Genomic DNA, 10,691 nt, shown 5'->3' with positions numbered 1-10,691 from the left:
GCGCGGGCTTTCTTTTGGGGCGAAGCGACCGCTGGGCCGCTCTGGAATGGATCAGCGCGAGGGCTTGAACGCACGCTTTTGTGCGTCGCGGGGCACGAAGACCTTGCCCGGGCCGCCATGGCCTGCGCCATTGCCGCGCGGAGCGAAACCTTCGCGGGGTGCAAAGCCTTCACGGGGCGCGAAGCCGCCGTCGCCGCGACCACCACCGTGATGGCCCTGGCCGTGGCCGCCGCGCGGGGCGCTGTCGCCCCAGCCCGGCTTGCGGCCGTAGCCTGCGCCACCGCCGTTGTTGCCGCCGTCGTCACGACCGCCGCCGAAGCCGGCGTTGTTGCCGCCCTGGAAGCCACGCGGGCCTTGGCCTTGGGCCGGGCCGCGTGCGTTGCGGTCGTTGAAGCCGCTGGCACCGGCATAGCCGCCGCCGTTGTTGTTGCCACGGTAACCACCGCCGCCGCCCGCACCGCCATTGCCGAACTTGCGGTCGCGCGACTGGTTGTCGCCACGGCCACCGCGGTACTCGCCCATCGGGGGACGCGATTGCGGCATGCGCTGTTGCGGCTCGAGACCGGCAACCACTTCAGCCTTGAACTGCTGGCGGCTGTATTGCTCGATGTCCATGATCTTGCGGCGATCGCGGAACTCGGCAAACGTGATGGCCAGGCCATCGCGGCCTGCACGGCCGGTGCGGCCGATGCGGTGGGTGTAGTCCTCGGCCTTCATCGGCAGGCCGAAGTTGAAGACGTGGGTGATGGTCGGCACGTCGATGCCGCGGGCGGCAACGTCGGTGGCCACCAGGATCTGCACCTGGCCCTGGCGCAGCGCCATCAGGCGGCGGTTGCGCAGGCCCTGGCTCAGGGCGCCATGCAGCGCTACGGCGCTGAAGCCTTCTTGCTGCAGGTCGTTGGCGAGGCCGTCGCACTCGACTTGCGTGCTGGCGAACACGATCGCCTGGTTGATGCTGGTGTCACGCAGCCAGTGATCGAGCAGCTTGCGCTTGTGCTGGCTGTTGTCGGCCCAGTACAGCGACTGCTTGATGTTGACGTGCTTTTCCTGCGGGCTGTCGATGGTGATGCGCTGCGGCTCGCGCATCACGCGCTGGGCCAGTTGCTGGATGCGCGGCGCGAAGGTGGCGCTGAACATCATCGTCTGCTGACGCTCGATGGTGAGCTGGTTGACTTCGGCCAGGTCGTCGGAGAAGCCCAGGTCGAGCATGCGGTCGGCTTCGTCGACCACCAGGAACTTGACCTGGTCGAGCTTGAGTTGCTGCGAGCGTTGCAGGTCGAGCAGACGGCCGGGCGTGGCCACCACGAGGTCGGCGTTCTGCAGCTTGGCGATCTGCAGCTGGTAAGGCATGCCACCCACCACGTTGGCGATGCGAAGACCACGGCAATGGCGGACCAGTTCGATGGCGTCGTGCGCGACTTGCTGCGCGAGTTCGCGCGTCGGGCAGAGGATCAGGGCGCCGGGGGTGGCAGCCTTGAAGTGGCGGGCGTTGGTCGGGTCCTTGCGCTTGGGCTTCTTCGGGGCAGCTTCACCGCGGGCGGCTGCTTCGGCGGCGAGGCGCTGGAACTCGGCCTTGGCTTCGGCTTCGGCTTCGGCCTGGCGCTTCAGGAGGGTGTGCAGCACGGGCAGCAGGAAGGCTGCGGTCTTGCCCGAACCGGTCTGGCTCGAGACCATCAGGTCGACAAAACGGGCCTTGCCGTCCTGGCCGGCTTCGCCGCCCATGGCGAGCGGGATCACCTTGTCTTGCACGGTGGTCGGCTGGGTGAAGCCCAGGTCGGCCACGGCGGCGATCAGTTCGGGTGCGAGGCCCAGGCGGATGAAACCGTTGGGGAGGCTCGGTTCTTGTTCGACCGCAGCGGCCTCGGGGGCGGCTGCATCGAGCGCCTCAAGGATCGGCGCTTCGGACACAGTGTCCACAGCGGCGGTGAATTCGTTGTTGGTAGCGGATTGCACAGGCGCGAACTCGCCCTGCGCTTCAAAAGCGTCGGTCATGTAGATATCAATCTCAAACGCAAGCGCTGCCGTAGGCAGCGCCCCGTTGGTGGTTAAAAACATCAACCATCCAACGACATTCAGCTTCCGGCTAACGCCTGAGGCTGCGGCCCTTTTTGATCAGCGGATGCGATCGGGCGCGGTGTGCAAGATAGGGAGATGCAAGAGACGCTGATCTGTGTCCTATGACAAATGCAAATCAGCGAAGCCTGCGATTATGGCACGGCTTCGGGTTTTTACCTAATCTCTTGTCAATCGGTCAGGCGAAGGAAGGTTTCCCGGTAATGGGCGAGCTCCTCGATGGACTCGTGAACGTCGGCCAGCGCGGTGTGCGCCTGCTGTTTCTTGAAGGCGCTGTAGGCCGAGGGCTTCCAGCGCTTGGCCAGTTCCTTGAGGGTGCTGACGTCGAGATTGCGGTAGTGGAAATACGCCTCCAGCTTGGGCATGAACTTGACCAGGAACCGCCGGTCCTGCCCGATGGTATTGCCGCACATCGGCGAGCCGCTGCGGGGAATGTATTTGGCGATGAATTCCAGCAGTTGCTGCTCGGCCGCCGCCTCGTCCAGCGTGGAAGCCTTGACCTTGTCGATCAGGCCGCTGCGGCCGTGGGTGCCCTTGTTCCAGGCGTCCATGGCGTCGAGCACGGCGTCGCTCTGGTGAATGACGAGCACCGGGCCGTCGATGCGGGGCGTGAGGTCGGGGCCGGTGACGACCACGGCGATCTCGAGCAGGAACTCTTTCTCGGGGTCGAGGCCGCTCATCTCGCAGTCCAGCCAGACCAGGTTCTGGTCGCTTTTCTTCAGGGTGGGCACGGCTGCGGGGGGCGTCGGGTCAAGGGATTCGGGCATCGCAGGATTGTCGCCCAAGGCCTGCGTCCCGATTTACCGGGGACTAAACTCGCCGCTCCATGTCCTATTCGCTCATCTTCACCATCGCCTTCGCGGCCGCGCTCGTTGCAGGCCTGCTCGTGAAGTTCTGGCTCGCTTCCCGGCAGGTGCGCCATGTGGCGCAGCACCGCGGCACCGTACCGGAAGCTTTCGCGCAGACCATCACGCTCGCTGCCCACCAGAAGGCGGCCGACTATACGATCGCCAAGGCCCGCTTCGGCCTGGTCGAGATGGCCTGGAGCGCGGCACTGCTGCTCGGCTGGACGCTGCTCGGCGGGCTCGACGTGCTGAACAAGCTGCTGCTCGTGTGGCTCGGTGGCGGCATGGTGCAGCAACTGGTGCTGCTTGCCGCCTTCGCGGCCATCGGCGGCCTGCTCGAGCTGCCGTTCACGCTGTGGCAGACCTTCCGGCTCGAAGAGCGCTTCGGCTTCAACAAGATGACCTGGAAGCTCTGGCTGGCCGACACCGTCAAGTCGACGCTGCTCGGCGCGCTGATCGGCCTGCCGATCGCGGCGCTGATCCTCTGGCTCATGGGCGCGGCCGGCACGCTCTGGTGGCTCTGGGCCTGGGCCGCATGGATGGGTTTCAACCTGCTCCTGATGCTGATCTACCCGACCTTCATCGCCCCGCTCTTCAACAAATTCAAGCCGCTGGACGATCCCACGCTGAAAGCGCGCGTCACGGCACTGATGAAGCGCTGCGGCTTCGCAGCCAAAGGCCTGTTCGTGATGGACGGCAGCACCCGCAGTGCCCATGCGAATGCGTACTTCACCGGCTTCGGCGCAAGCAAGCGCGTGGTGTTCTACGACACGCTGCTGCGCCAGTTGAATGCCGGCGAAGTGGAGGCCGTGCTCGCGCACGAGCTCGGCCATTTCAAGCACCGCCACATCGTCAAGCGGCTCGTCGCGATGTTCGCGCTGAGCCTCGCAGGCTTTGCGTTGCTGGGTTGGGTCTCGACCCAGATCTGGTTCTATTCCGGCCTGGGCGTGCAGCCAAACATGTCACCAGCCGCGCCCAACAGCGCGCTGGCCCTGCTGCTGTTCATGCTCGCGGTGCCGGTGTTCGGCTTCTTCGTGGCCCCGTTGCCGGCGCGCCTCTCGCGCAAGCACGAGTTCGAGGCCGATGCCTACGCCGTCGCGCAGACCAGCGGCGCCGACCTCTCCGCCGCCTTGCTCAAGCTCTACCAGGACAACGCATCGACGCTCACGCCCGATCCGGTGTTCGTCAAGTTCTACTACTCCCATCCGCCCGCGTCCGAGCGCCTTGCGCGCATGACCGCGGCGTGATCAACCACCCCACCCTTCAGCAGAGCCCCCTATGAGCAGCATGTTCAAACCCAAGGACTGGAAGAACCTCCCTCCCCGTCAGGCCCTGAGCGCCACCGAGATCGTGTCCGGCCTCGCCAAGCTCGACGGCTGGAAGCTCACCGGCGACGGCGCCGATGTCGCCATCGAGAAGACCTTCACCTTCGCCAACTACTTCGAGACCATCGCCTTCGTGAACGCGCTGGCGCTCGTGGCGCACACGCACGACCACCATCCCGACCTGTCGGTGCACTACAACCGCTGCGTGGTGCGCTTCAACACGCACGACGTGAACGGCCTGTCGGTCACCGATTTCGATTGCGCGCGGCAGGCCGACGCGCTGGTTGCGAGCCCCGCCGCATGAGGAAACACGCCTGTGGCTAAGCCGGGCCGCGCCGCCTTCACCCCCGCTGCGCACAACACGGGAAAGGCGCACCACGACGGCCTCGTCGTTGCCAGCCATGGGCGTCACTGCCTCGTCGAAACACCCACGGGCGAGCGGCTGATCTGCCACCCGCGCGGCAAGAAGAGCCAGGCCGTGGTCGGCGACCGCGTGCGCTGGCAGGCCACCGAGGACGAAGGCACCATCGAGGAGGTGCTGCCGCGGCGCAACCTCTTCTACCGGCAGGACGAGATCCGCACGAAGTCTTTTGCGGCCAATCTCGACCACGTGCTGATCCTGATCGCTGCCGAGCCGGAGTTTTCCGAGCATCAACTGGCGCGCGCGCTGATCGCGGCGGAGGCCCAGCGCATCACGCCGATCATCGCGCTCAACAAGAGCGACCTGGTCGAACCCTTCGAGCGCGCCTGGACCAAGCTGGCGCCCTATCGCCGCATGCACCATGGCGTGCTGCCTCTGTCGCTCAAGGCATCGGGCGAAGCGGACTACGCATCGCTGATGAAGCTGCTGTCCGGCAAGTCCACCCTCGTGCTCGGCCCTTCCGGCTCGGGCAAGAGCACGCTGACCAACCTGCTGGTGCCGGGCGCGACGGTGCTGACCCAGGAAATTTCGCAGGCGCTGAACTCCGGCAAGCACACGACCACGAGCACCACCTGGTACTGGATCGACGAAGCCCGCACCACCGGCCTGATCGACTCGCCGGGCTTTCAGGAATTTGGCCTGAACCACATCGAGCCGATGCAGCTCGCCGGGTTGATGCCCGACATCGCCGAGCACACGGGGGACTGCAAGTTCTACAACTGCACCCACCTGCACGAGCCGGGCTGCGGCGTGATCTCGAACGTCGAGACGCCTACGCACGCGGGACCGATCAGCGCCTCGCGCTACAGGATCTACGGCGAGCTGTTCGCCGAGTTGAGCCAGACGCGCTACTGAGTATCCAGGATGGCTTGCAGCGCCTGCACCAGCGCGCTGCACTGCTCGCGGGTGCCGATGCTGATGCGCAGGTACTGCACGATGCGCGGTTGCCTGAAATGCCGCACCAGCACCGCGCGTTCGCGCAGCAACGCGGCCAGCTCGCCCGCATCGCGCTGCGGATGGCGCGCGAACACGAAATTGGTCTGCGAGGGCAACACCTCGAAGCCCAGATCTTCAAGCTGAAGGCTGAGCCCTTCACGCGTATCGACGATCTTGTCGCGTGTGGTGCCGAACCACGCCTCGTCCTCCAGCGCCGCGACGGCGCCCGCCGTGGCGAGCCGGTCGAGCGGATAGGAATTGAAGCTGTCCTTGACGCGCACCAAGGCGTCGATCAGGTGCTGCTGGCCGCACGCGAAACCAACGCGCAGACCGGCGAGCGAGCGCGACTTGGAGAGGGTCTGCACCACCAGCAGGTTCGGATACTTGTCGATGAGCGGCAACGCGCTCTCGCCGCCGAAATCGACATACGCCTCGTCCACCAGCACCACGCGGTCGGGACACGCTGCGAGCAGCCGTTCGATCTGCGACAGCGGCAGCCCGATGCCCGTGGGCGCATTCGGATTCGCGATCACGAGGCCTGCGCATCCACTGCGTGCACGGGCCGCCATGGCTTCGACGTCGATGCGCAGGCCCTCGTCGACCGGCTGCAGCTCGCACGCGATCTCGTAGAGCTGCGCGTAGACCTTGTAGAAGCTGTAGCTCACGTCGGGCATCAGCAAGGGCTCGGCCTGCTGGAAGAAGGCGAAGAAGGCGTGCGCGAGCACCTCGTCCGAACCGTTGCCGGCGAACACCTGGTCGATCGTCAGATCATGCCGTCGCGCCACCGCTTCGCGCAGCGCGAGCGAGGTGGGGTCGGGGTAACGCTCCAGCCCGTTCGCAGCCGCTTGCTGGATCGCGTCGACGGCGAGCGGCGACGGCGGATACGGGTTCTCGTTGGTGTTGAGCTTCACGAGGTTCGCGATGCGCGGCTGCTCGCCGGGCACGTAAGGCTCGAGCGCACCGATGCGCGGGCTCCAGAAGGCCGGCACTGCGGAGGTCATGCCGCGCCGTTCAGCCGAGCAGGCGGGCGAGCGTCAGCAACGCCAGCAGCACCATCCACATCACGACCGAGCGCCAGACGAGGCCGACCACGCTGCGCAGGTGCCCGGGCTCGGGCTCGCGCCCTGGCGTGCTGCCGCTGTCGGGCCTGCGGCCATCGATCACGGATTCGCCGGCCTGCGCGCGCGGCAGCGGATCGGTGACCGGAATGGGGCTCAGCGAACCGCCCCCCAGGCGGACATTGACCGCGCCGGAAGTGGCCGCGAGGATCACGCCGTCGTTCTCATTCGGAAAGCGCCGGGCGTCGTTGCGCCAGCAGTCGATGGCTTCCTCGAAGCTGCCGACCACCGCGAAGCCCAGCGCCGTGATGCGCGCGGGCAGCCAGTCGATGCCGTGCCAGGCGCTCTCGGCGGCCTGCTGCACCGAGACGCTCGACGGCTGCACCGCCGCGCCGTTCTTGTGGGCCCAGTAGCGCGCGACGAACTCGCTCATGCGATAGAACACCGCGCCGGCTGGTCCGAGGCCGATGGCGGCGAGCACCGAGAACCACGCCAGCACGCCGAACACGTGGCGGTGCGCGGCGATGACCGAATGCTCGATCACATGGCGCACGATCTCGCTGCGCTTCAACTCGGCGGCATCGACGCCCTGCCAATGCGCAAGCAGCGAGCGCGCGAGCGGCTCGTCGCCCTCGTCGAGCGCGTCGCGGATGTCGGTGAAGTGGTGGCTGAACTGCCGGAAGCCCAGCGTGACATAGAGCACCGCGATGCTCCAGAGCACCGCGAACGGCAGGCCCAGCGTGAGCACCAGCAACCAATGCACGCCAAGGGCCACGAGCGTGGGCACGAAGACAGCGAGCGCCCAGGCGATCCATCCGTGATGGGGCTTGCCCGCATCGAAATTGCGGCTGGTCCAGCGGGTCCACGCGAGAACGGTGCCGTACACGGGGTTGTGAGGGCCCAGCGGCCTCACTTGCTCGATCAGCAACGCGCACAGGATGGCAAAGAAGCTCATCCTTCGATGATAGCGAGAGAGCCCAGAGGTTCAGCCGGGATTCAGGCGCTCAGGAAGCGGTAAAGATTGCGCAGCATGCCGGCGGTGGCGCCCCAGACGAAGCGCTCGTCGGCACCGTCCTGGTAGGGCATCGAGTACCACTGGCGTTTCGTGCCATCGGGTGCGGGCACGGTGTGGTGGCGGTGGTTGGCCGGGTCCATCAGCCATGCGAGCGGCACTTCGAAGGCATCGGCGACTTCGTAGGGATTGATGGTGAGTTCGAAGCCGGGCTGCACCAGCGCGACCACCGGCGTCACGATGAAGGAGGTGACCGTGGTGTAGGTCGGCAGGTTGCCGAGCACCTCGATGTATTGCGCCGAAAGGCCCACTTCTTCCCAGGCCTCGCGCAACGCGGCGGCCGCGAGGTTCGCGTCCTCGGGGTCGACACGGCCACCCGGAAATGCCACCTGACCCGAATGGGTCGAGAGGTGCGCGGTGCGCTCGGTCAGCAGCACGGTCGCACCCTGCGGTCGTTGCACGATCGGCACGAGCACGGCGGCCTGGGCAGGTGCTCGCTCGGTCATTCGCGGCTCGCGGCGCAACTCCGGGGTCCAGACCGGCGGCGCCTCGAAACGCGCCCGCAGGGCCTGCGCCGTCAACTGCACGGCCGGCACGGCCGGCAGTCCCTCGTTCCTCACCGCGAAAGGCGCCTTGCGCGGATCGAACGGCGGCAGCGTGGACGGCGCCACGGCGTTGACGGGTTCGAGGGAGGCGTCCTGCTGCGGAGAAGTGGATGAGGAAGTCAAGAGATGAAAGGTGCCGGAGCCGGAATGAAGGAGTAGAGCGGAAAAACGAAAAGTTGTCTTTGAGCAGGAGCAACAACGCAAAAAGCCGCCCGAACGGCGGCTTTTTGCACTGCAGGAAAACGGCTTACTTGGCGGCCGCTGCTGCTTGCGACTTGCCCGGCAGCTTTTCCTTGATACGTGCCGAACGGCCGCTGCGATCGCGCAGGTAGTACAGCTTGGCGCGGCGCACATCGCCACGACGCTTGACTTCGATGCCGGCGATCAGCGGGCTGTAGGTCTGGAACGTACGCTCCACGCCTTCGCCGCTGGAGATCTTGCGCACGGTGAAGCCGCTGTTGAGGCCGCGATTGCGCTTGGCGATCACGACGCCTTCGTAGGCCTGCACGCGCTTGCGGGTGCCTTCGACGACGCTCACGCTGACGATGACCGTGTCACCGGGCATGAAATCGGGGATCTTCTTGCCGAGGCGGGCGATTTCTTCCTGCTCGAGGGTTTCGATGAGGTTCATGATTTCCTGATATTCGATCGTGTCGGGCTACACAAAAGGCGCCGTTGGTATCTGTCACCCGGGGGTGGAGAAGGCCAGGCGCGGCCGGACAGAGGATCGGGGAGCCCGAGATTATAGCTTTTTTTTCAGCGCCGTCTCATCGGCCTTGTCCAGGCGACCGGCAGCGCGGGCGGCGTCGATGAGATCGGGACGCCGGGCGGCCGTCATGGCCAGCCGCTGGTCGCGGCGCCAGCGCTCGATCTGCGCATGGTGGCCCGAGAGCAAAGGCGCTGGAACGCCCTGCCCGTTCCACTGCTCGGGCCGGGTGTAGTGCGGGCAGTCGAGCAGGCCGTCAAGCGCAGGGTTGAAGCTGTCCTGCACATGGCTCGCCTCGTCGCCGAGCACACCGGGCTGCAGCCGCGCCACGGCGTCGAGCAGCGCCATGGCCGCGATCTCGCCGCCGGAGAGGACGAAGTCGCCAAGGCTGATCTGATGGGTGACCCGCGCGTCGATGAAACGCTGGTCGATGCCCTCGTAGCGGCCGCAGACCAGCACAGCGCCCTCGCTGGCCGACCACTTCTCGACCGCCTCGTGGCGCAACGCCTCGCCGATGGGCGAAAACAGCACGACCGGCGCTTCCGCCCCGCGCGCGGCCAGCGCCGCATCGAGGCAGGCGGCGAGCGGCTCGGCCATCATCACCATGCCGGGGCCGCCGCCGAAAGGCCGGTCGTCCACGCGCTTGTAGTTGCCCTGCGCGAAATCGCGCGGATTCCAGAGCACGACCTCGACCTGCTTCGACTCGTAGGCGCGACGCGTCACGCCGCTGGCCATGAAGGGCGCGAACAGTTCGGGAAAGAGCGTGAGGACGTCGAAGCGCATGCGTGCGCGGCCCGGGGTCAGAACTCGGGCTGCCAGTCGACCGTGATGAGACGGCCGGGCAAATCGACCTTGTCGACGAAGACCGAGACGAAGGGCACCATGCGCTCGACGGTCTTGCCGTCTTCTTCGGCGGTGAGCACCAGCGTGGTCTGCGGGCCGGTGGCGAGCAGCTCGCGCACCGTGCCGAGCGTCACGCCTTCGCGGTTGACGACCGAAAGGCCGATCAGGTCGACCCAGTAGTACTCGTCGTCGCCGGCCGTCGGGAAGCTGGAGCGCGGCACGAACACGCGCGCGCCGCGCAGGGCCTCGGCCGCATTGCGGTCAGGCACATCCTCGGACGAGGCGACGATGCAGTCGGAATGTTCTTTGGCTTCGCGGATCGCGAGCCGGAAAGCGGCGTTCGCCGAGGCTCCGGGAGCCTGCAGGAACCAGCGCTTGGAAGAAAAAAGCGCCTCGGGCTGGGCGCTGTGGGGCAGGACCTTGAACCAGCCCTTGATGCCCCATGCATCGGCAATGCGTCCTACCTCGATCGCGTCCGCCGGCAATTCGGCGGCTTCGAGTGCGGGCAACATCGCCGTGCGGGACGGCTTAGGCTGCCGCCTTGGGGGCTGCGGCTGCAGCTTGCTTGATCAGGCGCAGGACCGTGGGCGAGGCTTGGGCGCCAACGCTCTTCCAGTAGGTCAGGCGATCCTGGGCAATGCGGATGCTTTCTTCGTTTTCCTTGGCGGTCGGGTTGTAGAAACCCAGGCGCTCGATGAAACGGCCATCGCGGCGAACGCGCTTGTCCGACACGACGATGTTGAAGAACGGACGGCCTTTGGAGCCGCCGCGGGAGAGTCGAATGACGACCATGATTTATCCTTGGGTGGTCAGCGAGCCAGTTGGATGAGAAAGAGGCCCGCTCACAATGTTCTTCCAGCGTCGAGA

12 protein-coding genes are annotated in these 10,691 nt (G+C 66.4%); 3 read left to right on the top strand and 9 right to left on the bottom strand.

Annotation, left to right across the window (positions count from 1 at the left end; all coding sequences use genetic code 11):
- Positions 1 to 51 precede the first annotated feature (51 nt).
- Both GNX71_RS08295 and orn read right to left on the bottom strand, forming a co-directional pair.
- On the bottom strand, positions 52 to 1,992 hold the full coding sequence (locus tag GNX71_RS08295; RefSeq protein ID WP_206177875.1) for a DEAD/DEAH box helicase: 1,941 nt from the start codon (positions 1,990 to 1,992) through the stop codon (positions 52 to 54).
- A 251-nt stretch (positions 1,993 to 2,243) separates the two neighbouring features.
- Positions 2,244 to 2,840: an oligoribonuclease gene (orn, locus tag GNX71_RS08290; protein ID WP_206177874.1), complete on the bottom strand. Its 597-nt coding sequence runs from the start codon at positions 2,838 to 2,840 to the stop codon at positions 2,244 to 2,246.
- Between the two features lie 59 nt (positions 2,841 to 2,899).
- Between orn and GNX71_RS08285 the strand changes: the two genes are divergently transcribed.
- Genes GNX71_RS08285 through rsgA form a run of 3 tightly spaced genes read left to right on the top strand, consistent with a single transcriptional unit; the run spans position 2,900 to position 5,519 of the window.
- Positions 2,900 to 4,165, top strand: a complete 1,266-nt coding sequence (locus GNX71_RS08285; RefSeq protein ID WP_206177873.1) for a M48 family metallopeptidase — start codon at positions 2,900 to 2,902, stop codon at positions 4,163 to 4,165.
- A gap of 31 nt (positions 4,166 to 4,196) precedes the next feature.
- Positions 4,197 to 4,547, top strand: coding sequence for a 4a-hydroxytetrahydrobiopterin dehydratase (locus tag GNX71_RS08280; protein ID WP_206177872.1), 351 nt, complete (start codon positions 4,197 to 4,199; stop codon positions 4,545 to 4,547).
- A gap of 12 nt (positions 4,548 to 4,559) precedes the next feature.
- Entirely contained in the window at positions 4,560 to 5,519 is a 960-nt protein-coding gene (rsgA, locus tag GNX71_RS08275) for a ribosome small subunit-dependent GTPase A (protein WP_198788173.1), read from the top strand.
- Here the strand turns inward: rsgA and hisC are convergent.
- The 7 genes from hisC to rpsP all read right to left on the bottom strand — a co-directional run bounded on the left by hisC (position 5,513) and on the right by rpsP (position 10,616).
- Positions 5,513 to 6,601 carry a histidinol-phosphate transaminase gene (gene hisC, locus GNX71_RS08270; protein ID WP_206177871.1) on the bottom strand — a complete coding sequence of 363 codons (1,089 nt, stop codon included), beginning with the start codon at positions 6,599 to 6,601 and terminating at the stop codon, positions 5,513 to 5,515. The genes rsgA and hisC overlap by 7 nt on opposite strands.
- Before the next feature lie 10 nt (positions 6,602 to 6,611).
- Entirely contained in the window at positions 6,612 to 7,613 is a 1,002-nt protein-coding gene (locus tag GNX71_RS08265) for a CobD/CbiB family protein (protein WP_206177870.1), read from the bottom strand.
- Positions 7,614 to 7,654: 41 nt separating this feature from the next.
- Positions 7,655 to 8,398, bottom strand: coding sequence for a CoA pyrophosphatase (locus tag GNX71_RS08260; protein WP_241027199.1), 744 nt, complete (start codon positions 8,396 to 8,398; stop codon positions 7,655 to 7,657).
- A gap of 124 nt (positions 8,399 to 8,522) precedes the next feature.
- Positions 8,523 to 8,906 carry a 50S ribosomal protein L19 gene (gene rplS / locus GNX71_RS08255; protein ID WP_042582524.1) on the bottom strand — a complete coding sequence of 128 codons (384 nt, stop codon included), beginning with the start codon at positions 8,904 to 8,906 and terminating at the stop codon, positions 8,523 to 8,525.
- Between the two features lie 111 nt (positions 8,907 to 9,017).
- Positions 9,018 to 9,764, bottom strand: coding sequence for a tRNA (guanosine(37)-N1)-methyltransferase TrmD (gene trmD, locus GNX71_RS08250; protein ID WP_206177869.1), 747 nt, complete (start codon positions 9,762 to 9,764; stop codon positions 9,018 to 9,020).
- Positions 9,765 to 9,781: 17 nt separating this feature from the next.
- A complete protein-coding gene (rimM, locus tag GNX71_RS08245) occupies positions 9,782 to 10,336 on the bottom strand; it encodes a ribosome maturation factor RimM (RefSeq protein ID WP_206177868.1) in 555 nt (184 codons plus the stop codon).
- Between the two features lie 16 nt (positions 10,337 to 10,352).
- On the bottom strand, positions 10,353 to 10,616 hold the full coding sequence (gene rpsP, locus GNX71_RS08240) for a 30S ribosomal protein S16 (RefSeq protein WP_013540078.1): 264 nt from the start codon (positions 10,614 to 10,616) through the stop codon (positions 10,353 to 10,355).
- Between the last annotated feature and the right edge of the window lie 75 nt (positions 10,617 to 10,691).

Origin of the sequence: Variovorax sp. RKNM96 (assembly GCF_017161115.1) — a bacterium.
GTDB lineage: Bacteria > Pseudomonadota > Gammaproteobacteria > Burkholderiales > Burkholderiaceae_C > Variovorax.
This window is presented reverse-complemented; position numbering and strand designations above follow the sequence as displayed.

Coding starts and splice junctions, on each gene's coding strand:
- GNX71_RS08295 (WP_206177875.1), bottom strand. CDS start 1,992: ATGACCGACGCTTTTGAAGCGCAGGGCGAGTTCGCGCCTGTGCAATCC.
- orn (WP_206177874.1), bottom strand. CDS start 2,840: ATGCCCGAATCCCTTGACCCGACGCCCCCCGCAGCCGTGCCCACCCTG.
- GNX71_RS08285 (WP_206177873.1), top strand. CDS start 2,900: ATGTCCTATTCGCTCATCTTCACCATCGCCTTCGCGGCCGCGCTCGTT.
- GNX71_RS08280 (WP_206177872.1), top strand. CDS start 4,197: ATGAGCAGCATGTTCAAACCCAAGGACTGGAAGAACCTCCCTCCCCGT.
- hisC (WP_206177871.1), bottom strand. CDS start 6,601: ATGACCTCCGCAGTGCCGGCCTTCTGGAGCCCGCGCATCGGTGCGCTC.
- GNX71_RS08265 (WP_206177870.1), bottom strand. CDS start 7,613: ATGAGCTTCTTTGCCATCCTGTGCGCGTTGCTGATCGAGCAAGTGAGG.
- rplS (WP_042582524.1), bottom strand. CDS start 8,906: ATGAACCTCATCGAAACCCTCGAGCAGGAAGAAATCGCCCGCCTCGGC.
- trmD (WP_206177869.1), bottom strand. CDS start 9,764: ATGCGCTTCGACGTCCTCACGCTCTTTCCCGAACTGTTCGCGCCCTTC.
- rimM (WP_206177868.1), bottom strand. CDS start 10,336: ATGTTGCCCGCACTCGAAGCCGCCGAATTGCCGGCGGACGCGATCGAG.
- rpsP (WP_013540078.1), bottom strand. CDS start 10,616: ATGGTCGTCATTCGACTCTCCCGCGGCGGCTCCAAAGGCCGTCCGTTC.